Source organism: Bradyrhizobium sp. LTSPM299 (genome assembly GCF_000938235.1).
GTDB lineage: Bacteria > Pseudomonadota > Alphaproteobacteria > Rhizobiales > Xanthobacteraceae > Bradyrhizobium.
In genome coordinates this window covers 14,308-38,769 of sequence record NZ_JYMU01000087.1, presented here as the reverse complement: position 1 = coordinate 38,769, position 24,462 = coordinate 14,308, and the positions used below count along the sequence as shown (strand labels likewise).

The following is a 24,462-nucleotide window of genomic DNA, read 5'->3' as shown; positions in this document are numbered from 1 at the left end:
CGGATCAAGATCATGGCGCGCCAGCCAGACGACAAATCAGCCGCAAAATCCAAGAGCGAGTCCAAAAGCGACGACAGCGCCCTCATTCGCGAGCTTGCGCTGCTGCTCGCCGAAACCAATTTAACGGAAATCGAGATCGAGCGCGCCGGCCTGCGCGTGCGCGTCGCGCGCAACATCAGCATCGCCGCCTCCGTACCGACAGCCGCTGTGCAGGCGGTTGCCATGCCCGCTGTTGCGGCGGCCCCGGCGGCTGCGGCCGATCTTGCCAAACATCCGGGCGTCGTTCCCTCGCCGATGGTCGGCACCGCCTATTGGTCGCCGGAACCGGGCGCCAAGCCGTTCATCGAAGTCGGCTCGAAAGTGACGGCCGGCCAGACGCTCCTGATCATCGAGGCGATGAAGACGATGAACCAGATTCCGTCGCCGCGCGCCGGCACGGTGACGCAGATCCTCATCGAGGACGGCCAGCCGGTCGAATTCGGCGAGCCGCTCGTAATCATTGAGTAGAAATCGTCAACGTCAGGCGCTGCGATGTTCGACAAGATCCTGATAGCCAATCGCGGCGAGATCGCGCTTCGTGTGCTGCGCGCCTGCAAGGAGCTCGGCATCTCCACCGTCGCGGTGCACTCCACCGCCGATGCCGACGCCATGCATGTACGGCTCGCGGACGAAAGCGTCTGCATCGGCCCACCGCCGTCGAAGGACTCCTATCTCAACGTGCCCGCACTGCTTGCGGCCTGCGAGATCACCGGCGCGGATGCCGTGCATCCCGGCTACGGCTTCCTGTCCGAGAACGCGCGCTTCGCCGAGATCCTCGCCGATCACAATCTGCACTTCATCGGCCCGAAGGCCGAGCACATCCGCCTGATGGGCGACAAGATCGAGGCCAAGAAGACCGCAAAGCGGCTCGGCATTCCCGTCGTCCCCGGTTCTGACGGCGGCGTCGGACCTGACGACGACGCGATGGCGATCGCGAAGGCAATCGGATTCCCGGTGCTGGTCAAGGCGGCCGCCGGCGGCGGCGGGCGCGGCATGAAGGTCGCGCAGACCGAGGCTGACCTGGCGCTGGCGCTGTCGACCGCGGCCAACGAGGCCAGGTCGGCGTTCGGCGACGCCTCGGTCTATCTGGAGAAATACCTGCAGAAGCCGCGCCACATCGAGATTCAGATTCTCGGCGACGGCCGCGGCGGCGCCATCCATCTCGGCGAACGCGACTGCTCGCTGCAGCGCCGCCACCAGAAGGTCTGGGAGGAAGGCCCCTCGCCGGTGCTCGCCGCCGCCGCGCGCGCCAGGATCGGCGAGACCTGCGCCAAGGCGATGCGGGACATGAAGTATCTCGGCGTCGGCACCATCGAATTCCTCTACGAGGACGGCGAGTTCTACTTCATCGAAATGAACACCCGCATCCAGGTCGAGCATCCCGTCACCGAGAGCATAACCGATATCGACCTCGTGCTGGAGCAGATCCGGATCGCCGCCGGCGGCGAACTGCCGGCGCGGCAGGACGAGATCGCAATCATCGGTCACGCGATCGAATGCCGCATCAATGCGGAGAATCCACAGACCTTCCGTCCCTCGCCCGGACGGATCACGCAATACCATCCGCCAGGCGGTCTTGGCGTTCGGATCGATTCGGCCGTCTACCAGAACTACGTGATCCCGCCCTATTACGATTCGCTGGTCGGCAAGCTGATCGTACACGGCAAGACCCGCGGCGAATGCCTGATGCGGCTGCGCCGGGCGCTGGACGAAATGGTGGTCGAGGGGATCGAGACGACGCTGCCGCTGTTCCGCGCGCTGGTCCGCGAGCCCGACATCATCGAAGGCGACTACCACATCCACTGGCTGGAGCAGTACCTCGCCGGCCAGCCCGACGACATCAAGAAATAAATCGCGGTCCCCTGGAACCCGCACCCCCGCTCAGGCGTATGCTAGGGTTGATGACTTTCCACGGGAACGCATTGAACTCCATTGATTTGACGGGACGGTCGTGACGCCAGTTTCACGACGGCGCACGGCGTTGCAAATCCTGCTGCTGTCGGCGGGGTTTCTGGTGCTGATCGCAGTCAGCGTAGCGTCGATCCTGCTGGTCAACAAGGCGCGCGACGACAATGCCTGGGTCGTCCATACCGTCGAGGTCGAGAGCCAGATCGCGAACCTGCTCGTCGAGGTCCGCCGCGCCGAGAGTGCGACCAGAGCCTATCTACTGACATCAGCGCCGCAATATTTGACCGAGTATCAGACCGCGGCGACGGGTATTCCGGTCGCCCTCGACCATCTTTCGAAGCTGACCACCGACAATCCGGCGCAGATCGCCAACAGTGCCAAGCTCAGAACGGCAATCGAGCAACGGCTGGCCGAATTCGCCCTCGGCATTGACCGGGTCAAGAACAACGACGTGGCAACCAGCGTGGCCATCCTGCGCAACAACACATCGACCGACGCGCTGGAGGCCATCGCGAAGATCGGCCGCGACATGCGCGCCGAGGAAGACCGCCTGTTTGCGCTGCGCACGGCGACCGCTGACCGGACCCAGGTTCTTGCGTCCTCGGTCACCATCGCGGGCTCCTGCATGGTACTGGCGCTGGCCGGCTTCTCGATCGTGTTGCTGCGGCGATCCTCGCAGGCCCGCGACGAGGCCGAAGCCAGGCTGCTCGACAACAACCTCAACCTCGAAGCGACCGTCGACGAGCGGACCGCCGATTTGCGCGAGGCCAATGAGGAGATCCAGCGCTTCGCCTATATCGTCAGCCACGATCTGCGGTCGCCGTTGGTCAACATCATGGGCTTCACCAGCGAACTGGAGGAGCTGCGCGGCGACATTTTCAAGCGCATCGCCACGCTCAATCGCGCGACCTCGCTCGCACCGGCAATGCCCGATGACGCCACCGATACCGCGGAGCCCGAGCTCGAAGGCTCCGACAAGCAGCTATCGGATGATTTCACCGAGTCGCTCGCCTTCATCAAATCATCGATCGCCAAGATGGACCGGCTGATCACCGCGATCCTCAATCTGACCCGCGAAGGCCGCCGCGAGTTCAAACCGGAGCGGGTCGACGTCCGCGAATTGATCGAGAGCATCGTCAAGACGGTGGCCCATCAGGCCGCCGAGAGCAGCGCCGCGATCCAGCTCGGTGCGCTGCCGACCATGGTCAGCGACCGCCTCGCGCTGGAGCAGATTTTCTCCAATCTGATCGACAACGCACTGAAATACCTCAAGGACGGCGTTCCCGGCGCCATTACGATCGAGGGCCGCACCAAGCTCGGCTTTGCGATCTACGAGGTCAAGGACAACGGGCGCGGCATCGATGCGAAGGACCATCAGCGCATCTTCGATCTGTTCCGCCGCGCGGGAACCCAGGACAAGCCCGGACAGGGCATCGGCCTCGCCCATGTCCGCGCACTTGTGCGCAGACTGGGCGGCACCATGTCCGTAGCATCGGAACTTCACAACGGCAGCACGTTCACGATAACACTGCCGATCAATTGGACGGGCAAGAACCGGGATAGAGAGTCATGAGCAATCCAGTTACCATCATCATGATCGAGGACGATGAGGGCCATGCTCGCCTGATTGAGCGGAATATCCGGCGATCGGGTGTCAACAATGAGATCGTGCCGTTCACCAACGGTACAGAGGCCATCAACTATCTGTTCGGCAAAAATGGGACCGGGTCCGAACGCGACGGCAAGGCCCTGCTCATCCTGCTTGATCTCAATCTACCCGATACGTCCGGCATCGATATTCTGAAGCGGGTCAAGGAAAACAAGTACCTGAAGGCGACGCCGGTGGTGGTGCTGACCACGACGGACGACTCCCAGGAGATCAAGCGCTGCTACGAACTCGGTTGCAACGTCTACATTACCAAGCCGGTGAACTACGAAAGCTTTGCCAACGCGATACGCCAGCTCGGCCTGTTCTTCTCCGTCATTCAGGTTCCGCCAGCCGCCATATGACCAGCGCAACGCCGACACTGCTCTATATCGAGGACGACGCGGGGCTCGCCCGCCTGGTCGACCGCGGGCTGACGCGCGCGGGCTTCAAGGTCGTGCATGCCGCAAGCGGCCAGGACGGCCTTGCTCGTCTCGCCCAGGGCGGCATCGACGTCATCGCGCTCGACCAGTACATGCCGGGCCTCGACGGGCTGGAGACGCTGGAGCAGATCCTGAAGATAGCGGACGCACCGCCGGTGGTGTTCGTCACTGCGTCGCAGGACTCGGCGATCGCCGTGACCGCGCTGAAGGCCGGTGCGGCGGACTACCTGGTCAAGGATGTCAGGGGCGAGTTCATTCCCCTGCTCCAGGTTGCGGTCAACGGCGCGATCCGGCGGGCGGAGATCCAGAAGGCGCGCGACGAGGCGGAGGCCGAGGTGCACGCCTCGCGCGACCGCTACGCAGCGCTGGCCGCGGAACGCGAGGTGTTGCTCCGCGAGGTCAACCACCGCGTCGGCAATTCGCTGCAGATCATCGCCTCGCTGTTGCATCTGCAGGCCAACTCCGCAACCGAGAGCGACGTCAAGGCGGCCCTCACCAATGCCATGGGGCGCGTCGCCGCAGTCGCGCAGGTGCACCGCCGCCTCTATACCTCGCAGGACTTCAAGACGGTGATGCTCAACCAGTATCTCGGAGCGCTGCTTGAGGATCTCCGGCGATCGGCCGAAGGCAACAGGATGTCACGGCTGACGCTGAAGGCCGAGCCGATCGAGATCGACCCCGACCGCGCCGTCGCGATCGGAATCATCGTCAACGAACTGGTGATGAACGCGGTGAAATACGCCTATCCCGACGGCGCCGGCCCGATCCATGTCGAGCTGAAGCCCGAAGGCGATGACATCCTGCTGGCGATCAGCGATGACGGCGTCGGATTGGGCGACACGGTCGATCCGCGCGGCACCGGAATGGGCCAGCGCATCGTGACCGCGATGGCCGTCAAGCTCGACGCCACCGTCGAGCGCGATCCCCGCCACGCCGGCACAAGGATGCTGGTGCGCTTCCGCCTTGTCGCAGCGGCACCACAGGGCAGCGTGGCGGCGAAATAACCCGCCTCCCTCCGATGTTTGCTCAATCGTGATGAGACCGGTGCCGCCGGGCCCGGTGCGGGCCACAATTCCGGCACGGCGCACCGAACACCACCTGCGACGGATAGGGCCGCGCCGAGCGCCACGGCGTCACCCCGAACAGGCCCGCCGCGCCGAACCCGGCGCTGAAGGGATCGGCGGCGAAATTGCCAGGGAAATAGCCGTTGGTTGGAAAATCGCGATCGTCGTCCCTGCCGTCGAAAGACCAGCCGCTGGTGTTTCCGTAACGCAACGGGCGCTCCTGCGCCGATGACGCACTCACCGAGAGCACGATGGCGATGCCGGCGAGCAGGATCTTCGCTGCGGTCATGGTTGCGATCCTCATGGCCGAATGGTCCCCCAGTCGCCCTTCCAGGCGATCAAATGTCCCCTGCCGAATTGCAGATAGAGGGCGTCGCTGCGGTTCGACAATATGCTGCCCCTGACATTGGGCAGCGCGACAAACAGCTCGTCGCCGGGGCGGCCGCGGACGTACTTCAATGGCGTCCCGAGCACCTGCGTGGCTTGGTCCACCGTCATGCCGAACGCCAACGGAATGCTGTTGGGCGCCAGCTGCTGCTGCGCGCGGCTCGCCCCTGACGGAATGCTCAGCGCGATGACGAGGCCTGCGACCACAACTGCCGTGAACCGTTGCATGACCGACCTCATTGCAGCGCCGCCAGGGTGCCGGCCGGCGTCCAGCCGCCACCAAGCGCCTGGAACAGGCTGCTCGCGGCCAGCAATTTGTTGAGCCTGACCGTGACCAGATTGTTCTCAGCCGTGAACAGCGTCTGCTGGGTCTGCAGCACCGTGATGAGATTGACCGTGCCGCCGCGCAACTGGGTTTCGGCGACCTCGAAGGCCTTTCGCGAACTGGTCACCACGTCGGTCTGCAGGCGCTCCTGCAACGTATACTTCTGCAGGGCGATCAGCGCCTTCTCGACGTCGGCGAAAGCCGACAGCACGGCCTTGCGATAGGCCTGCAAATTCTGCAGCTGCACGCCCTTGGCTTGCTTGAGCTGGCTCTCCAGCAGGAAGCCGTCGAACAGCGGCTGCGTCAGCCCGGCAGCAAGCGTGTAGTACCAGGCGCCCGGTCCAAACAGCGTGGCCAGCGCCGCGCTCTGGAAGCCGGTCGAACCGGTGAGCTGGATCTGCGGGAAGAACGCCGCGCGCGCCGCCTCGACGCTGAAATTGGACGATGCAAGCTGTGCCTCGGCCTCGCGGACATCGGGCCGCTGGTAGAGCAATTCCGACGGCAGTCCCGGCGTGACGCGCGGCACCGCGATCTGCGTGGTGCTCCCGCCGCGCACGGAGAAATTGGCCGGCGCGCGCGCCACCAGCACGGCGAGCGCGGCGATGTTCTGCCCCAACGTCACCTCGAGCGGCGGGATCGCGGCGCGCTGGGTCGCGACCAGCGCCTCCTGCTGCGACAGGTCGAGTTGCGAGGCGGTGCCGCCGTTGAATTGCGATCTGATCAGCGCGAGAACCCGGTCCGCCGCGGCCAGATTGCGGCGGGTGACCTTGATCTGGTCCTGCGCTGCCAGAATCTGGAAGTAGGTGTTGGCGACGGTTGCCATCGTGGTCAGCGCGACCACCTCGCGGTTGTAACGTGAGGCCGTCGCGCTCTCCTCGGACGCCGCCAGCGTCGAGCGGTTCTTGCCCCAGAAGTCCACGATGTAGCTCGCGGTCAACCCGACGCTGTACTGCGAGAATGTCCCGCTGCCGCCGGTCGATGAGCCTGATGCCACGCGCTCGCGCTCCGCGTTGGCCGTCCCGCTCACCGACGGCAATAGCGCGGCACCTGAGACGCCGGCCTGCGCGTCGGCCTGCACGATCTGGGCGATCGCTACCGCGATATCGAGATTGTAGAGCTGCGCGGACTCCATCAGTCCGGTCAGTTCGCCGGAGCGGAAGCCGCGCCACCAGGCGAGCGCCGGAACGGCCGCATCGGCGTCACCTTTGATGGCGGTCCGATAGCTCGCGGGCACTTCGAGATTGAGCTCGGGACGCTCGGATCCCGGAATGCAGCCGGACAAGCCGAGGCCGAGGCCAACGACCGTGGCGAGCGCGGGCCGCCTGCCGAACAGAAATGCCGGCGCACGGACGGATTTCAGCGCCAACTGAAAGCTTCGCAACGCAGCAACTATCGGCATTTACTCGCCCGGTTGAAGTGAAGACCCCGGCACCCGCGGTGCGCCACCACGGCGCGCGCGCTGGACCCACAAGCGGAACCGGTCGAGATAGAGGTAAATGACCGGCGTCGTATAGAGCGTCAAAACCTGGCTCAGGATCAGGCCGCCGACAATGGCGATGCCGAGCGGCTGCCGCAGCTCGCCGCCGTCGCCCATGCCGAGCGCCAGCGGCACGGCGCCGAGCAGCGCAGCCATGGTCGTCATCATGATCGGACGGAAGCGCAGCAGGCATGCCTGTCTGATAGCCTCAAGCGGCTCCAGCCCGCGGCCGCGTTCCGCCTCGAGGGCAAAGTCAATCATCATGATGGCGTTCTTCTTCACAATGCCGATCAGCAGGATGACGCCGATCAGCGCCATGATACTGAAGTCGGTCTTGAATACCATCAGCGCCAGCAAGGCGCCCACACCTGCGGAGGGCAATGTGGACAAGATCGTCAGCGGGTGAATGTAGCTCTCGTAGAGCACGCCCAGCACGATGTAGATGGTCACCAGCGCCGCCAGGATCAGGAATGGCTGTCCGTTGAGGGAATCCTGGAACGCCTTCGCGGTGCCCTGGAAGGTGCCGCGGATCGTGGCCGGAACGCCGATCCGGTTCATGGTAGCCTCGATGCTGCTGACCGCGGTGCTCAGCGCGACGTTCGGCGGCAGGTTGAACGAGATGGTGCTGGCGACCAGAAGGCCCTGATGATTGACCGCCAACGGCGTCGACCCCTGCTTGAAACTGGCCACCGCCGAGAGCGGGATCATCGTCTCGCTGCTGGTGGCGACGGCCGATCCGGTCGAGGCAACGCCCTTCCCCGTCGCGCCGATCGAGTTGGTAGCGAGATTGCGTGCGGCCTGGGCATTGGCCGCGCTGGCCGCGCCCGAGGTTCCAGGCGCCACTATCGTACCCGCCACGGCGTTGGTCGCTTGCGACCCGCCGACCGAGCCGCCCGACGTGCTGATATAGACGTCCTTGAGCGTCTCTGGATTCTGCCAATAGCGCGGCGCGACCTCCATGATGACGTGGTACTGGTTGCGCGCGACATAGATCGTCGAAACCTGACGCTGGCCGAATGCGTCATAGAGCGTGTTGTCGACCTGGCTGACGGTCACGCCGAGCCGGGCCGCCGCATCCCGGTCGATCACGAGATCGGACTCCAGGCCCTTGTTCTGCTGGTCGCTGTTGACGTCGGTCAGGATCGGATCCTGCTGCAAAGCCGCCGCGATCTTCGGCGTCCATTCATTGAGCTCCTCGAACGTCGACCCCTGCAGCGTGTACTGATACTGCGCGTTGGAGGACCGGCCGCCGACCCGGATATCCTGCACCGCCTGCAGGAACAGGGTTGCCCCTGGAACGACCGCCAGCGAACGCCGCAGCCGTGCAATGACCTGATCCGCCGACACGCGCTCGCCAAGCGGCTTCAAGGACACGAACATGAAGCCGGAATTGGTTTGACCGCCGCCGGTGAATCCGACCGCCGTTTCGACGGCGGGATCGTTTTTGACGATGGTGACGAACTGCGTCAGCTTCTGCTGCATCAGTTGAAAGGAAATGCTCTGGTCGGCCTGGATCGAGCCCGTCAGCCGCCCCGTATCCTGCTGCGGGAAGAAGCCCTTCGGGATGACACTGTAAAGGTAGAAGTTCAGACCGAACACCGCCGCCAGGATCAGCATCACAGACGCAGGATGCTCCAACGCGGCCGTCAGCGTCCTGCGGTAGAAGCTCAGCATCGCCTCGAACAGGCGCTCGCTCGCCCAATAGAGCCGCCCATGGCCCTCCCCGGTCTCGGGCTTGAGCAGGACGGCGCACATCATCGGCGTGGTCGCGAGCGAGACCGCGAGCGAGATCAGAATCGAGATCGAGATCGTCATCGCGAATTCGCGGAACAGCCGGCCGACAATTCCCTCCATCAGCAGGATCGGGATGAACACCGCGATCAGCGAGACGCTCATCGATAGCACCGTGAAACCGACCTCGTTGGCGCCCTTGAGCGCGGCCTGAAGCGGGCTCAGCCCCTCCTCGATGTAACGGGTAATGTTTTCCAGCACGACGATGGCGTCGTCGACCACGAAGCCGGTCGCCACCGTCAGCGCCATCAGGGACAGATTGTCGAGGCTGTAGCCGATCAGGTACATCGCCCCGAAGGTCGCGACGAGCGATACCGAGACCGCAACCACCGGAATCAGGGTGGCCCGTGCGCTGCGAAGGAATGCGAACACCACGAAGATGACCAGCAGCACGGCGAGGACGAGGGTTCGTTCGACGTCCCGCAGCGAGGTGCGGATCGTCGTCGAGCGGTCGACCGCGAGCCCGATATCGATCGCCGGCGACACCGAGGCGCGCAGCAGCGGCATCAGCCCCTTCACCAGATCGACGGTCGAGATGATATTGGCGTTCGGCTGCCGATAGAGGATGATCAACACCGCAGGCTTGCCGTTGGCAAGGCCGGCGTTGCGCAGGTTCTCGACCCCGTCGGTTACCTCGCCGACATCTGAGAGATGCACCGCCGAGCCGTTGCGATAGGCCACGATCAGCGATTTGTAATCGTCTGCCTTGTTGGCCTGATCGTTGGCGTAGATCTGGAAACGTTGCTCGCCGACGTCGATCCCGCCCTTCGGGCTGTGCGCATTGGCACTCGACAGCGCAGCACGGACATCCTCGAGCCCGATACCGTATTTGTAGAGCGCCTGCGGAATCAGATCGACCCGCACCGCCGGCAGCGAGCTGCCGCCCACCACCACCTCGCCGATCCCCTCGACCTGCGACAGCTTCTGCGCCAGCACCGTGGACGCCGCATCATAGAGATCGCCGCGCGTCAGCGTGTCCGACGTCAAGGTCAGGATCAGGATCGGCGCGTCCGCCGGATTGACCTTCCGGTAAGTCGGATTGCTGCGCAGGCTGGTCGGCAGATCGGCCCTCGCCGCATTGATCGCGGCCTGCACGTCGCGCGCGGCGCCGTTGATGTCGCGGTTGAGCCCGAACTGCAGCGTGATGCGGGTCGAGCCGACCGAGCTCGACGATGTCATCTCGGTGACATCGGCAATCTGGCCGAGATGCCGCTCCAGCGGGCTAGCGACCGTCGTCGCGACATCCTGCGGGCTGGCGCCGGGCAGCGTCGCCTGCACCGAGATGGTCGGATAGTCCACCTGCGGCAGCGGTGACACCGGCAGCTTGAAGAAGGCGATGGCACCGGCCGCCGCGAGCCCGAAGGTCAGCAGCGTCGTTGCGACCGGCCGGCGGATGAAGGGTGTTGAGGGACCCATGACTCAATGCGACCCGCTCGCCTCGCCGACCTCGCCCGCGCCCCCGGCAAATCTGATCGCGAGCCGATCGAACCAGAGATAGATCACCGGCGTCGTGAACAGGGTCAGCAATTGGCTCACCAACAGGCCGCCGACGATGGAGATGCCGAGCGGATGCCGCAATTCGGAGCCCGCGCCGGTGCCGATCATCAGCGGCAGCGCGCCGAGTACCGCGGCCATGGTCGTCATGATGATCGGCCGGAAGCGCAGCAGGCAGGCCTGGTAGATCGCCTCGCGTGGCGGCTTGCCCTCGTTGCGCTCGGCATCGAGCGCGAAGTCGATCATCATGATCGCGTTCTTTTTCACGATACCGATCAACAGGATGATGCCGATGATCGCGACGATCGTCAGGTCCTGCCCCGCCACAATCAGCGCCAGCAACGCTCCGATGCCGGCCGAAGGTAGTGTCGAGAGGATGGTGAGAGGATGGATGAAGCTCTCATAGAGCACACCAAGCACGATATAGACCGTGATGATCGCCGCCAGGATCAAGAACAGCTGGTTGGAGAGCGACGACTGGAACGCCAGCGCCGCGCCCTGGAAGCTCGTGATGACGCCGAGCGGCTGGCCGATATCGATCTGCGCCTGCTTGATCGCGGTCACCGCGTCGCCCAGTGCCGCGCCAGGCGCAAGGTTGAACGACACGGTCGCGGACGGGAATTGTCCGAGATGCGAGACCTGCAACGGTGCGGTCTCCTCCCGCATCTTGGCCATCACCGATAACGGCACCGGCGTCGAGCCGACCGATGACGGCAGGTAGATTGCCGACAGCGCCTGCAGCGAGTTTTGCAGCGACGGATCGGCCTCCAGGATTACGCGATACTGGTTCGAATTGGTGAAGATGGTCGAGACGATGCGCTGGCCATAGGAGTCATAGAGCGCGTTGTCGATCGTCGCCGGCGTGATTCCGAACCGGGCCGCCTGGTCGCGGTCGATCTCGACGAAGACCGACAAGCCCTGCGCGGAGATGTCGCTTGCGACGTCGCTGAATTCGGGCAGTTGCGCCAGTCTGTCGACCAGCTTCGGCGTCCACTCGGCGAGCTGGGCCGGATCGGCGTCCTGCAGGATGAACTGGTACTGCGTCTTGCTCACCGTGCCTTCGATGGTCAAGTCCTGGACCGGCTGCATATAGAGCGTAACGCCGGTCAACGAAGCCGTGCTTGCCTTGATCCGGTTCATGACCGTCGCAATGTCGGCCTTGCGCTCCTCATGCGGCTTCAGGTTGATCAGGATGCGGCCGCTGTTCAGCGTGGTGTTGGTGCCGTCGACGCCGATGAAGGATGACAGGCTGTCGACATCAGGGTCCTTCAGGATCGCGCTCGCGAGTTGCTGCTGGCGCTCGGCCATCGCGGCATAGGACACCGATTGCGGCGCCTCCGAAATCGCCTGGATCACGCCGGTGTCCTGCAGCGGGAAGAACCCTTTCGGGATGATGATGTAGAGCCACGCGGTCACGCCGAAGGTGGCCAGCGCGATCAGCAGCACCAGGGTCTGGCGGTCCAGCACCCAATTGAGCATCCGGCCATAGATCGCGATGACATGGTCGAAGCCTTCGCGGGCAAGCCGCTGGAACGTGTTCTCGTGCGATGCGCTCTCCGGCTTCAACAGCTTGGCGCAGGCCATCGGCACCAGGGTCAGCGACACCACGGCGGAGATCAGGATCGTGACCGACAGCGTGATGGCGAATTCACGGAACAGGCGGCCGACCACATCGCCCATGAACAACAGCGGAATCAGCACCGCGATCAGCGACACCGTCAGCGAGATGATGGTGAAGCCGATCTGCTCGGAGCCGCGCAGCGCAGCCTGCAGTGGCGACTCACCCTCCTCGATATAGCGCGAGATGTTCTCGATCACGACGATGGCGTCGTCGACCACGAACCCGGTCGCGATCGTGAGCGCCATCAGCGACAGATTGTTCAGGCTGAAGCCGAACAGATACATCGCCCCCAGCGTGCCGACCAGCGACAACGGCACCGACAGGCTCGGGATCAGGGTGGCGCGGGCGTTGCGCAGGAACACGAAGATCACCAGCACCACCAGCATCACCGCGAGCGATAGCTCGTATTCGACATCGCGGACCGAGGCCCGGATCGTCACGGTTCGGTCGGTCAGGATATCGAGATCGATCGCGGCCGGCAGCGTGGCCTGCAGCTGCGGCAGCAGCGCCTTGATGCCCTCGACCACCGAGATGACGTTGGCGCCGGGCTGACGCTGGATGTTGAGGATGATCGCCTGCGTCTGGTTCATCCAGGCACCGAGCTTGTCGTTCTGCGCGCCGTCGGTGACGTTGCCGACGTCGCTGAGGCGGACCGGCGAGCCGTTCTTGTAGGCGACGATCAACGATTTGTAGTCGCTGGCGTTACGGATCTGGTCGTTGGCGTTGATGGTGTAGGCGCGCATCGCGCCGTCGAAATTGCCCTTCGGCGTGTTGACGTTGGCGTTGCCGAGCGTGGTGCGGAGATCGTCGATGTTGAGGCCATAGGCCGCGAGCTTGCGGATGTCGGCCTGAATACGCACCGCGGGGCGCTGGCCGCCGCTGATGCTGACGAGGCCGACGCCGGGAAGCTGCGAGATCTTCTGCGCCAGCCGGGTATCAACGAAATCCTCGACCTGCGTCAGCGGCATGGTCTTCGACGTCAGGCCGAGCGTCAGGATCGGCGCGTCGGCCGGATTGACCTTGGCATAGATCGGCGGCGCCGGCAGGTCTGACGGCAATAGGTTGCCCGCGGCGTTGATCGCGGCCTGCACCTCCTGCTCGGCGACATCGAGCGAAATCGACAGGCCGAACTGCAGCGTGATCACGGAGGAGCCGGCCGAGCTCACCGAGCTCATCTGGTTCAAATTCGGCATCTGGCCGAACTGCACCTCGAGCGGCGCTGTCACCGACGACGTCATCACGTCAGGGCTGGCGCCCGGATAGAAGGTCTGCACCTGAATGGTGGGATAGTCGACCTCCGGCAGCGCCGCGACGGGCAGGAATCTGAACGCCAGCATGCCCGACAGCATGATGGCGATCATCAGCAGGGTCGTCGCCACCGGCCGCAGGATGAATGGCCGCGACGGGTTCATTGCTTCTGCCCGTCCTCGGAGCGTTTGCGCTTGCCGCCTCCAGCCTTGTCGGGATCAGCGCCCTTGCCGTCCCCCTTCGCTGCCCCGTTCGCTGTCCCCTTGGCCGCAGCGGCCGGATTTGCGGCGTCCGCGGCGGAACGAACGATCACCTTCGCGCCCTCGCGCAGCTTGTCGGCGCCGTCGATCACGATGCGATCGCCGGGCGCAATCCCCGAAACCACCTCGACCCGGTCGCCGTCGGTGACGCCGAGCTTGACGGGCTTGACCGTGACAGTGCTGTCGTCATTTACGAGATAGACGAAGGTGCCGGGAACGCCGCGCTGGATTCCAGCCGTCGACATCGTCGTGACGTCCTTGTGGGTGTCGAGTAGCAGGCGAATGTTGACGAACTGGTTCGGATAGAGCGTGCGCGTGTCGTTCTCGAACTGGGCGCGCAGCTTGATCGTGCCGGTGGTCGGATCGATCGAGCTGTCGAACGTCTGCAACGTTCCGTCTGCGATCTTGTTGCTGCCGCTGCGGTCGAGGGCCGACGCCGGCAGCACCGCGCCGTCGCGCAGCCGCTTGGCGACCGCCTGCAGATTGTCCTCCGGCAAGGTGAACAGCACGCTGATCGGGTGCAACTGCGTGATCACGACGAGGCCGTTGGTGTCTCCAGGCGTGACGTAGTTGCCCTGGTCGACCTGGCGCAGCCCGACCCGCCCGTCGAGCGGCGACAGGATGCGGCAATATTGCAAATTCACTTCGGCCGATTTCACAGTGGCACGATCAGCTTCGACGGTGCCTTGGTCTTGCGCCACCAGCGCGATCTGGGTGTCGAGTTGCTGATGCGGCACCGCGTTCTGCGCGGCGAGGCCCTGGTAGCGCGTAAGATCGACCTGAGCGCCCTTCAGGATCGCTTCGTCGCGCGCGAGGTTTCCCTTGGCCTGCGCCAGCGTCGCCTCATAGGGGCGCGAATCGATCTCGGCGATCAGGTCGCCTTTCTTGACCTCATCGCCCTCCTTGAAATCGATCTTCATCAGATAGCCGCTGATCTGGCTTCTGATCGTCACCGTCGCGAGCGACGCCACGGTGCCGAGTGCGTTGAGATTGATGCCGATGTCACCCTTGCCGACGGTCTCCGGCACGATCGACATCGGTCCAGAATTGCGCCCGCCGCCGGCCGGCTGCGGCGCAGCCTGCTGCCGCGTCCACCAGACGATGCCGGCGAGCAACAGCAACACGACAAGCGTGGTCAGAATGACCCGGCCGCGCGACGACCTCCTAGTCTGTTCAGGCACGAGGATCGACGGGTGTTTTGTCTGCTGGTCCATAAGCTGCCCACAAAGAAAGACGGATGAGCTCGCGCGGTTCCGTGTGTCCCCTGAACCCGCGCGCGCCACACTCGAGGGAGCATTTTGAACGCTTCCGGCACACAAAGCGCGTTAACAATCGGAAAGGAAGATCCTACTCCAAGGAAGGTCCTACTCCACTGTCGTTCTTCACGCCAGATTGGTTCGGAGTTTACCCGATCGCCTGTAGCCAGGGCAACACAATCAGCAACAATCCGACAAAGTAGATCACGCCAAAGATCAGCCCGAATCTCCAGAAGTCGCCTTTGCCGATATAGCCGCTGCCGTAATACATCGGCGCCGGTCCGGTCGCGTAAGGCGAGATCACGCCCATCAGCCCGAGCGAATAGACGCACAGTAACGTCAGGGTCGGCACCGACAGGCCGGGAATGCTGGAGCCGACCGCGAGCACGACCGGCAGCACCGCTGCCGCATGCGAGGTGATGCTCGAGAAGAAATAGTGGACCCAGAAGAAGAATGAAACGAGCAGGATCATGCCTGCGAGCGGCGACAATCCGGCAAGCGGCCTGGCGTAACCCTCCGCCACCCATTTGATGAAGCCGATCTCGTTCAGGCCCGACGACAGCGTGAGCAGCGAGGTGAAGTAGAAGAACACCTCCCACGCGCTCTTCTCGGCAACAATGTCCTCGAACGCGATCACGCCGGTGACCAGCATCAGCGAGATCACCACGAACACGACCGTGGTTGCGTTGATGAAGTTGGAGCCGAACAGCGGCAGGCTGATGTTGGGATTGGAGCCACAGATCCAGAAGAACATCGCCAGCAGCACCAGCGCGGCCATGATCCATTCCTGGCGCGACGGCGGCCCCATCGCGGCGAGCTCGTCCCGGCTCCACGTCACGATCTCCGGGCTCTCTTTGATCTCGGGCCGGCAGATCGCATAGCTCAGCAGCGGCACCAGCAGCAGCAACAGCAGGCCGAGCGGCGCGAAGCCGATGAACCATTGCGACCAGCCGACGTCGACATTGACGAGCTTCTTGGCGATCGCAAGCGCGGCCGCGTTCGGCGCCAGCGCCGTGAGGAACAGCGAACTCGTGACCGCGGTGGTGGCAAACGCCGTCCACATCACGAAGGTGCCGATCTTGCCCGCGGTCGGACCGGGTTCGGACCCGTAGATGCGCGGGATGTTGCTGACGATCGGGTAGATCGTGCCGCCCGAGCGCGCCGTATTGGACGGCGTCGCCGGCGCCAGCAGCAGATCGGAGAATGCCACCGCATAGCCGAGCCCGATGGTGCGGCGGCCGAGCGTCCGCACCAGCAGGAGCGCGAGACGACGGCCGAGCCCGCTCTTGCGATAGCCGATCGAGAACACGAACGCGCCGACGATCAGCCACACCGTGCTTTCCGAGAAACCGCTGAGCATCCAGCGCAGCGACTTGTTCGGATCGTGCTCGACATAGCCTCCGACGCCGGCGACCGTCAGCCCGATCAGGCCGACCGCGCCGACCGGCATCGATTCCAGGATCAGGCCGACGATCACGGCGGCGAACACTGCAAAATAGTGCCACTGATCGACGTTCAGCCCCGCCGGCACCGGGATCAGATAGATCGCCAGCCAGACCACCAGCGGCGCAAATGTCCTCCATGACATCTTCATGCAGCGTCCCCCTCACGTCTCTTGATTGTCTTTTGATTGTCGGGCGTGCGGCCGCCATGTCCGCAGGGCGGCGCCGCCATTTTGGTTGCAACGTAGCATAGCGTCGCAGCATGGCTCGAGCGCCTGCGACCTAACGGCGCGGCTTGTGGAGGAACCTGAGCGTCCCGTCAACACCGCGCGATGGTCGAACACGGCCCATCGCAAGAACGCCCGCGGTTTGCTATCCTCGGCCGCATGACGTCACGCGACTCCGTCTCTTCCGAGATCACGCCTGAAGTGCTGCTGCGCGCCTATGCCTGCGGCATCTTCCCGATGGCGGAGAGCGCCGACGATCCGACCTTGTTCTGGGTCGAGCCGGAGCTGCGCGGCGTGATTCCGCTCGACGGCTTCCGCGTCGCCTCGCGGCTGGCGCGCACCGTGCGCTCCGATGTGTTCACCGTCACCGTCGACACCGCGTTCAAGGCCGTGATCGCAGGCTGCGCGGCGCCGCACCCCGGCCGCGACGACACCTGGATCAACAAGCGGATCCGCGATCTCTATGTCGGGTTGAACGCGCTTGGCCACTGCCACAGCGTCGAGGTTTGGCAGGACGGCAATCTCGTCGGCGGGCTCTATGGCGTCAGCCTCGGCCGTGCCTTCTTCGGCGAGAGCATGTTCCACACCGCGCGCGACGCCTCGAAGGTCGCGCTGGTGCATCTCGTGGCGCGGCTGATCGCGGGCGGCTTCGAGCTGCTCGACACGCAATATGTCACCGAGCATCTGAAGACTTTTGGCGCGATCGAAATCCCGCGGCGGCGCTATCGCGCGCTGCTCGACCGCGCAGTTGCGGGCGCACCGGCGGAATTCCGGACGCTCGACGTCACCCAGCCGATCAAGGGCGCCGACGCCCTCGCGATCATCGCTCAACGAAATTAATTCCCGAACAATCCGCCGAACAATCCACCCGGCCGCTGCTGTTGCGGGGGCGGCGGAGGTGGCGGTTGCTGCTGCTGGAATTGCGGTTGCGGCGGCGGCCGCGGCGCTGCCTGCTTCGGCGCAGGCGGGCGCTTCTGCGCCACTGGCGGCGGCGGTGCCGTCGGCTGCTTCGGCGGATCGGGCGCGGCGGTCACGATGGTCTGGTCCGGCCCTTTGCAGTCGGTCAGCCAGATGTCGTAGATCGGATGCTCGACACCATGCAGGCCGGGGCTTGCCGCATACATCCAGCCCGAGAAAATCCGCTTCACCTCGCCCTGCAGCGTGATCTCGTCGACCTCGACGAAGGCATCGGTGTTGGCGGCCTCGGTCGAGGGCCGCGTGTAGCAGGCATCGGTCTTCACCCGCAGCGCGCCGAACTGCACGGTCTCGCCGATATCCTCGTCGAAATTGATGATGCGCCCGGTGATCTTGTCGAGGCCGGAGAAGCTCGCCTTCTTGTTGGTGATCTTGGTCGACGGCGGCTCGGTCACGACCTCATCGCCAGGCTGCAGCGTCGCGGCGGCCGGCGGCGCGCCTGACGGCTGCGGCGTGCCCTTGGGCTGGCGCTGCCCTGGCGGCAGGCCCGGCAGCGGGTTCTGGCCGGGCGGCGTGTTGGCGACGGCGGGGCCGCCGGGCTGGGGCGGCTGGACCGCAACCCCGGGCTGGGTGTTCTGGGGAACGCCGGGCGGCGGCGCCAGCGGCTGCGATTGCACACTGCCGGGCGGCGGCACGGCTTGAGCCGGCGGCAGCGGCCGGGTCGGCGGCGGCAATAACCGGCCGCGCGGCAGTTCCGGCACTTCCTCGTCGTCGTCGCTGGGCGGCTGCACCTGTCCGCCACGCGGAATCGAGCCTGGCGGGCGCGGCGCGGGATCGGAGAAAATCGTGCCGATCTGCGCGCGCGCGGGCGGCGCAAGCGCGACGGTTGAGGCGGCGATAATGGCCGCGAAGCCAGTCAGGGCAATGGTTCGGAACATCTCGTGCGGCTTAATCAGGCGAATCGGGCTCGTCACAAGTGTACCTTTATCGGCCGCTCGCAGGACCACCGGTTAACACGCCGAATACGGCGGGGAAAGGGCGGTTTGCCACCCCTCCCCAGCACTGGTCAGCCTCCGGGACACGTGGGATAGTTCGCGGGCTGAAGCCGCGCGGCCGCGCGCGAAAACCAGGAAAATCCGGCACGCAACCGGACCTGCCAGAGGAAACCAACCATGCCCGATCGTATCCGTCTCGATGGCCGGGTCGCCGTCGTCACCGGGGCTGCCGGCGTCATCGGAACCGCGACGCTGCATCTGCTTGCCGAGCGCGGTGCGCGGATTGTCGCAGTCGACCGCCGCGAGGCCGACCTCAAGGCTGCGATCAAGGATCTGCCGGCCTCCGCGGAGGCCCTCGCCGTGGCCGCCGACGTCACTCAGGAAGACGAAGTCAAGGAGTATGTCCGATCCGCCGTCGACCGGTTCGGCACCATCGACGCCTTCTACAACAACGCCGGCATCGAGGGCGACATCAAGCCGATCCAGGACTATTCGCTGGAGAGCTTTCGCCGCGTGCTCGACGTCAATGTGGTCGGCGTCTTCCTCGGCATGAAGCATGTGCTGCCCGTGATGCTGAAGCAGAATAAGGGCAGCATCATCAACACCGCCTCGATCGCCGGCCTGATGGGATCGCCGATGATCGCGGTCTACAGCGCGAGCAAGCACGCGGTGATCGGCCTGACCAAGAGCGCGGCCTGGGAATGCACCGGCACCGGCGTCCGCGTCAATTGCGTCTGCCCCGGCATGATCGACAGCCGGATGCTGAGCACGATCCTGCAGGGCCGCTCCGGCGGCAACGCGCCGCCGCCGGTCGAGAAGATCGTCGACCGCATCCCGGCGCGCCGGCTCGGACTCGCGAGCGAGGTCGCATCGATCGTCGCCTTCCTCGCTTCCGACGAAGCCAGCTACGTCTCCGGCTCCGCCTACACCGTCGACGGCGGCCGCACCGCTGCCTAGGGTCCGCTGTCATTCCGGGATGGTGCGCTAGCACCAGACCGCAGATGCGCAATTGCGCATCGGGGAATCTCGAGATTCCGGGTTCGATGCTAACGCATCGCCCCGGAATGACATCAACGAAGAGTTCAAGAGGTCCTCGCAATGCCCGTCGTTCTCGATCCCGATGCCGCCGCCGTCTACAAGGCGGTCCAGGAAGCCGGCCGCCCCGCTTATGAAACGCTCTCCGCGCCGGAAGCGCGAGAGTATTATCGGGCCGCCCGCCATGTCAGTAACCCCGAACCTCCCGCGCTCGAATCGAGCACGCCGCTCGCGATCCCAGCGCCACATGGCACGATCCCGGCACGCACCTACACGCCAAAGACGCTGCGCAAGAAGAATGGCCTCGCGCCCTGCCTGGTGTTTTTCCACGGCGGCGGCTGGGTGTTCGGCGATCTCGATACCCATGAGGTGGTTTGCCAGAAGCTTGCACATGAGGGCGAGCTGATCGTGATCTCGGTCGACTACCGGCTGGCGCCCGAACATCGCTTCCCCTCCGCGGTTGATGACGTCGTCACCGCGACCCGATGGGTCGCCACCAACGCAAAGGACCTCGGCGTCGACGCGTCGCGCCTGATCGTCGGTGGAGACAGCGCCGGGGGCAATCTCGCAGCCGTGGTTGCGCTCACGGCGCGCGATGGCGGACCGAAGCTTGCCGGACAGTTGCTCATCTATCCCGCGACCGATTTCGCGCGACAACATCCCTCGCACCGGGAGCCCGAGACCAGCGTCCTGCTGACCCATACGGTGATCGGCTGGTGCGCCAACCATTATCTCGGCGGCGCCGATCACAGCGACTGGCGCGCCTCGCCCGCGCGCGCGAAAAACTTCGCTGGACTGCCGCCGGCCTATGTATTGACCGCCGGCGCCGACCCCCTGCGCGACGAAGGCGACGAATACGCAAAACTCCTCGGGGATGCCGGCGTTGCCGTGACCTACCGCCATTTCCCCGGCCAGTTCCATGGCTTCTTCACCATGGGCAAGCTGCTCAACCAGGCCAACATCGCGGTGACGGAAATCAGCGTTTGGCTGAAGGCGCTGGGCTAGACGTGTCCTCCTCGATCGAGATCGCCAGGCACACGCTGCTTTCCTGCGGCCTGATCCTGGCGATCGGCACGCTTGCGGCGTTCGTCGCGCAGAAGATCAGGATTCCCGATGTCGCGGTGTTCCTGGTCACGGGCATCGCGATCGGCCCGCATGCGCTCGGCTTCGTGCAGATCGGCGCTGATTCCGCGCTGAACCAGATCATCCTGCTGTTCGGTGCAAGCTACATCCTGTTCGACGGCGGCGCGACGCTGCGGCTTGCGGTGTTGAAGCAGGTCTGGATCACCATACTGGTTATCGCAACCGTTGGCATCATGATGACAGCCGCGATCACAGGATTTGCCGCGCATGTCATCCTCGGCATTCCCCTGATCGTGGCTTTCCTGCTCGCGACGACCATCGCCTCCACCGACCCCGCGACGCTGGTGCCGATCTTCCGCCAGGTCCATATCCGTGATCGCGTCGCGCAGACCGTGATGAGCGAGTCCGCCTTCAACGACGCCATGGGCGCGATCATCACCTTCAGCATCCTCGGCGTGGCAACCGGTAGCACGTTCTCGCTCTCCGCCTCGCTGTTTGGACTGATCGAGCATTCCGTCATCGGCATCGTCGCCGGCATCGTGCTCGGCACTCTCGCGGCGCTGCTGATCGCGCACGAGAAATGGGCCTTCCTCGCCGAATACGCCCCCGTCGTCACCGTCGTCGCGGTGATCGGTGCGTACTTTGCTGCCGAAGGCATGCATGCCTCCGGCTTCATGGCGGTGTTCGTGTTCGGCATCGTGCTCGGCAACAAGGAAAGCTTCGGCTTCAGGATGGAACCCGGCGAAGCCGAGAGGCTCGACGAGTTCGTGCTCACCACGGCGTTCATCCTGCGCCTGTTCATCTTCATCCTGCTTGGTGCACAGGTCGATTTCGCGCTGATGAAGCAATACTGGCTCGGCGGCGTCGCTGTCACGCTGGTGCTGATGTTCGTGGCGCGGCCCGCCACCGTGTTCCTCTGCGCACTGCCGGATCGCCGCGCGCGCTGGAGCTTTGCGGAAATGCTGTTCATGTGCTGGACCCGCGAAACCGGTGTCATTCCAGCCGCCCTTGCCGGCCTGTTGCTCGGCATGAAGGCGCCCGGCGCCGAGATGATCGCCTCCGTCACCTTCATCGCGATCCTGATGACGATCCTGATCCAGGCTTCCACCACGCGCTGGCTCGCGCAACGGTTGGGCCTGCTTGAGACGAAGCCGCACTAAACGCTAGAGGAGGAAACACATCATGATCATCCGCAAGACCGTTGCTCTCGTCGAAGAGATCAATAGCGAGTACGGCGCGGCCGCCAGCCCCCCGCTGCGACGCATCGCAATTGCCGCGGTGTTCGAGAACCCGCTCGCCGGCAAGGCCGCCGGTGCCGACCTCAAGCCCCTGATCGAATATTCGCTCGAGCTCGGGGCTTCGCTCACCAAGACGGCGCTGGCGACGCTTGGCGCGAGCCCCGCGCAGCTGCGCGCCTACACCAAGGCGGCGGTGGTAGGCATCGGAGGCGACCTCGAGCATGGCGCTGCGATGATCCATCCGAGACTGGGCATGGCGATGCGCAGCGCGATCAAGCGTGGTCGCGTTATCATTCCGGGCCACGCCAAGGTGGGCCCGCCGGGCACGACGGTCGATCTGATCTATGGGCCCCTCGACGAGGGTTGGGATCTCGATGCCTTTGATTCGACCCCGGCGCAGATCCACGACGCGCCGCGGCCGCACGAGATCGTCCTATGGATCGGCTACGCCACCGGTCCGCGCGTCAACGCCCGCTGCAAGGGTCCAGATCAGAAGGAAGTCGATGCACTCGTCGCGTCCTTTGCCAGCGGCGAGTAAAGCTAGTCTAGCAATCGGGATTATGGATCCACGCCCTATCCCGTCCGCGCGGCGCGGCGCAGCGATTGCGGCGGCTGGCCGAAGGCGCGGATGAAGGCGCGGCGCATCCGTTCGGGATCGCGGAAGCCGGTGATCTCGGCGACCCGCTCGATGGCTTCGCCCGACGACTGCACGCGCTGCCGCGCCACCTCGATCCGCAATCGCTCGACCGCCTTCGACGGTGTGGTGCCGGTCTCGGCGATGAAGGCGCGGGTGAAATGCCGCGAACTCATGCCGGCCTTGTCAGCGAGATCCTCGACCGTCAGCGGCGCATCGAGGTTCTCGCGCGCCCAGGCGAGCAGCGGCCCGAAGCGGCCGTTCGGCGCCTTCAATTCAAGCAGCGAGGAGAATTGCGATTGCCCGCCGCTGCGGCGGTGATACAGCACGAGCTGCCGCGCGGTGCTCTGCGCGACCTCTTCGCCATAATCCTCCGCGATCATCGCCAGCGACAGGTCGATCCCGGCAGAGATGCCGGCCGAGCTCCAGATGTTGCCGTCGCGGACGTAGATCTGGTCGGGCTCGAGCTTGATGTTCGGATAAGCCTTCACGAAATGCGGCGTGCGCTGCCAATGCGTGGTGGCGCGGCGGCCATCGAGCAGACCTGCCTCAGCCAGCACATAGGCGCCCGAGCAGACGCTGGCGATACGAACGCCGCGCCCTGCCAGGCGCCGCACGAACGAAAGCGTGGTCGGACATGTGGCCGGCGTCCGCACGCCATTGCCGCCGGCGATGATCAGCGTCGTGATCGCCGCCGATGGCTTCAGCCCGCGTGCGAGCATCTCGACGCCGGATGAGCTGCGCACCGGCCCGGCCTTCACCGCGAGCGTCCGGATCGCGGGCGTATCGTTGGCAAAGCGCGCGGCGATCTCGAATGCTGCGATCGGACCGGCCGCGTCGAGCAACTGGAAGTCGGGAAAGATCAGGACGCCGATCATCGTCAAATCCTTTCGCAGAAGTGCCATGTCCTGAAATGAGGGATATATGGCATTTTGGACGAAAGGCCACCATGCCATGGTGGTCCCGTCAAGCGCAATTTGGAGGCTATCGATGTCGACGTCCCTGCAGATCGGACTGCTCGTATTCCCCAAGGTGACCCAGCTCGACCTCACCGGTCCGTTGCAGGTGTTCTCCTCGGTGCCCGGCGCCAAGGTGCATCTAATCTGGAAACGCATCGAGCCGGTTCCGACCGATACCGTGATGGTGCTGACGCCGACCACGACGTTTGCCGATTGCCCGCAGCTCGACGTGATCTGCGTGCCCGGCGGGGCCGGCACAAACGACATGGTGGGCGATGAGGAGATGCTTGCCTTCCTGCGCAAGCAGGCCGCTGGTGCCAGATACGTCACCTCGGTCTGCACGGGATCGCTGGTGCTCGGCGCCGCCGGTCTCTTGAAGGGCTATCGCGCCACCACGCATTGGAGCGCGATCGATTTCCTCGCAGGCTTCGGCGCGATCCCGACCAAGACGCGCGTTTGTGTCGACCGCAACCGTTTCACCGGTGGCGGCGTCACCGCCGGAATCGATTTTGCGCTGACGCTGGTGTCCGAGCTGGTCGACCGCAGGATGGCGGAAGCGATCCAGCTCGGGATCGAATACAATCCGGCACCCCCATTCAATGCGGGCTCGCCCGACACCGCGCCGGCGGAGGTGCTCGCTTCGGTGAAAGAGCGGATCGCGCCTTCGCAGGTGCGCCGCACGGAACAGATGGAGCGTGCCGCGGCGCGGCTCGCGCAGTAGCAAGGCACGATGGCAGGGCTCCCTCTCCCGCTTGCGGGCAGGACAATCGCATGTGGCTAGCCCGGCCATGCCGACGTGGAAACGTCAGCTGCAGAAGTCCGCAAACGCCATATGCGATCGTCCGGGGCGAGGGTGCTTGCGCGATTTCGGAATAATGGAATAATGCCGCTGAGTTGCCCGACATGTCAAGTTGTCGTGTCGAGCGCCGGCAGCGGCCGGCTACTTTGCATGGGGTTGTTTTCGATATTTTGGCAG

At 64.8% G+C, this 24,462-nt stretch carries 20 protein-coding genes; 11 read left to right on the top strand and 9 right to left on the bottom strand.

All coding sequences use genetic code 11. The features are described 5' to 3' along the window. The first annotated feature begins 12 nt into the window (after window positions 1-12). The 5 genes from accB to UP10_RS38170 all read left to right on the top strand — a co-directional run bounded on the left by accB (window position 13) and on the right by UP10_RS38170 (window position 5,039). Window positions 13-507, top strand: coding sequence for an acetyl-CoA carboxylase biotin carboxyl carrier protein (accB, locus tag UP10_RS38190; RefSeq protein WP_044592339.1), 495 nt, complete (start codon window positions 13-15; stop codon window positions 505-507). Between the two features lie 24 nt (window positions 508-531). Next, window positions 532-1,890: an acetyl-CoA carboxylase biotin carboxylase subunit gene (gene accC, locus UP10_RS38185; RefSeq protein WP_044541890.1), complete on the top strand. Its 1,359-nt coding sequence runs from the start codon at window positions 532-534 to the stop codon at window positions 1,888-1,890. Between the two features lie 100 nt (window positions 1,891-1,990). Beyond that, on the top strand, window positions 1,991-3,520 hold the full coding sequence (locus tag UP10_RS38180; RefSeq protein WP_044592338.1) for a sensor histidine kinase: 1,530 nt from the start codon (window positions 1,991-1,993) through the stop codon (window positions 3,518-3,520). Then, complete coding sequence (locus tag UP10_RS38175; RefSeq protein WP_044592337.1) at window positions 3,517-3,957, top strand: response regulator; 441 nt, start codon at window positions 3,517-3,519, stop codon at window positions 3,955-3,957. The genes UP10_RS38180 and UP10_RS38175 overlap by 4 nt, the downstream gene beginning before the upstream one ends. Beyond that, window positions 3,954-5,039, top strand: a complete 1,086-nt coding sequence (locus UP10_RS38170; protein WP_044592336.1) for a sensor histidine kinase — start codon at window positions 3,954-3,956, stop codon at window positions 5,037-5,039. The genes UP10_RS38175 and UP10_RS38170 overlap by 4 nt, the downstream gene beginning before the upstream one ends. Before the next feature lie 22 nt (window positions 5,040-5,061). On the opposite strand, the gene UP10_RS38165 is transcribed toward UP10_RS38170, so the two are convergent. From UP10_RS38165 to UP10_RS38135, 7 genes are all read right to left on the bottom strand, one after another. Beyond that, on the bottom strand, window positions 5,062-5,388 hold the full coding sequence (locus UP10_RS38165; RefSeq protein WP_245322167.1) for a BA14K family protein: 327 nt from the start codon (window positions 5,386-5,388) through the stop codon (window positions 5,062-5,064). Window positions 5,389-5,399: 11 nt separating this feature from the next. Beyond that, the gene (locus UP10_RS38160; protein WP_044592334.1) at window positions 5,400-5,714 is read right to left on the bottom strand and encodes a hypothetical protein; all 315 of its coding nucleotides are present in this window, start codon (window positions 5,712-5,714) and stop codon (window positions 5,400-5,402) included. A gap of 8 nt (window positions 5,715-5,722) precedes the next feature. After that, window positions 5,723-7,210, bottom strand: a complete 1,488-nt coding sequence (locus UP10_RS38155) for an efflux transporter outer membrane subunit (RefSeq protein WP_245322166.1) — start codon at window positions 7,208-7,210, stop codon at window positions 5,723-5,725. After that, complete coding sequence (locus UP10_RS38150) at window positions 7,211-10,495, bottom strand: efflux RND transporter permease subunit (protein ID WP_044592333.1); 3,285 nt, start codon at window positions 10,493-10,495, stop codon at window positions 7,211-7,213. Between the two features lie 3 nt (window positions 10,496-10,498). Continuing rightward, entirely contained in the window at window positions 10,499-13,606 is a 3,108-nt protein-coding gene (locus UP10_RS38145; protein ID WP_044592332.1) for an MdtB/MuxB family multidrug efflux RND transporter permease subunit, read from the bottom strand. Further along, window positions 13,603-14,916, bottom strand: a complete 1,314-nt coding sequence (locus UP10_RS38140) for an efflux RND transporter periplasmic adaptor subunit (protein WP_044592331.1) — start codon at window positions 14,914-14,916, stop codon at window positions 13,603-13,605. Before UP10_RS38140 ends, UP10_RS38145 begins: the two co-directional genes overlap by 4 nt. A gap of 190 nt (window positions 14,917-15,106) precedes the next feature. Then, on the bottom strand, window positions 15,107-16,552 hold the full coding sequence (locus UP10_RS38135; RefSeq protein ID WP_044592330.1) for a DASS family sodium-coupled anion symporter: 1,446 nt from the start codon (window positions 16,550-16,552) through the stop codon (window positions 15,107-15,109). A gap of 234 nt (window positions 16,553-16,786) precedes the next feature. Here UP10_RS38135 and aat point away from each other — a divergent pair, with 234 nt between their 5' ends. Next, a complete protein-coding gene (gene aat, locus UP10_RS38130) occupies window positions 16,787-17,467 on the top strand; it encodes a leucyl/phenylalanyl-tRNA--protein transferase (protein ID WP_044592329.1) in 681 nt (226 codons plus the stop codon). Here aat and UP10_RS38125 read toward each other — a convergent pair. Further along, a complete protein-coding gene (locus UP10_RS38125; RefSeq protein WP_044592328.1) occupies window positions 17,464-18,480 on the bottom strand; it encodes a DUF2155 domain-containing protein in 1,017 nt (338 codons plus the stop codon). The genes aat and UP10_RS38125 overlap by 4 nt on opposite strands. Before the next feature lie 234 nt (window positions 18,481-18,714). Here UP10_RS38125 and UP10_RS38120 point away from each other — a divergent pair, with 234 nt between their 5' ends. The 4 genes from UP10_RS38120 (at window position 18,715) to UP10_RS38105 (ending at window position 22,431) form a co-directional block, all read left to right on the top strand. Continuing rightward, the gene (locus UP10_RS38120) at window positions 18,715-19,494 is read left to right on the top strand and encodes an SDR family NAD(P)-dependent oxidoreductase (protein WP_044592327.1); all 780 of its coding nucleotides are present in this window, start codon (window positions 18,715-18,717) and stop codon (window positions 19,492-19,494) included. A 141-nt stretch (window positions 19,495-19,635) separates the two neighbouring features. After that, on the top strand, window positions 19,636-20,577 hold the full coding sequence (gene lipP1, locus UP10_RS38115; RefSeq protein WP_044592326.1) for a LipP1 family hormone-sensitive lipase: 942 nt from the start codon (window positions 19,636-19,638) through the stop codon (window positions 20,575-20,577). After that, on the top strand, window positions 20,556-21,815 hold the full coding sequence (locus tag UP10_RS38110) for a cation:proton antiporter (protein WP_050044026.1): 1,260 nt from the start codon (window positions 20,556-20,558) through the stop codon (window positions 21,813-21,815). Before lipP1 ends, UP10_RS38110 begins: the two co-directional genes overlap by 22 nt. A 22-nt stretch (window positions 21,816-21,837) precedes the next feature. Continuing rightward, window positions 21,838-22,431 (top strand): amino acid synthesis family protein, encoded by a 594-nt coding sequence (locus UP10_RS38105; protein ID WP_044592324.1) that lies wholly within the window; start codon window positions 21,838-21,840, stop codon window positions 22,429-22,431. A 35-nt stretch (window positions 22,432-22,466) separates the two neighbouring features. Here UP10_RS38105 and UP10_RS38100 read toward each other — a convergent pair whose 3' ends face one another. Continuing rightward, entirely contained in the window at window positions 22,467-23,405 is a 939-nt protein-coding gene (locus tag UP10_RS38100; RefSeq protein ID WP_044592377.1) for a GlxA family transcriptional regulator, read from the bottom strand. Window positions 23,406-23,517: 112 nt separating this feature from the next. Here UP10_RS38100 and UP10_RS38095 point away from each other — a divergent pair, with 112 nt between their 5' ends. Next, on the top strand, window positions 23,518-24,207 hold the full coding sequence (locus UP10_RS38095; protein WP_044592323.1) for a DJ-1/PfpI family protein: 690 nt from the start codon (window positions 23,518-23,520) through the stop codon (window positions 24,205-24,207). Window positions 24,208-24,462: the final 255 nt, after the last annotated feature.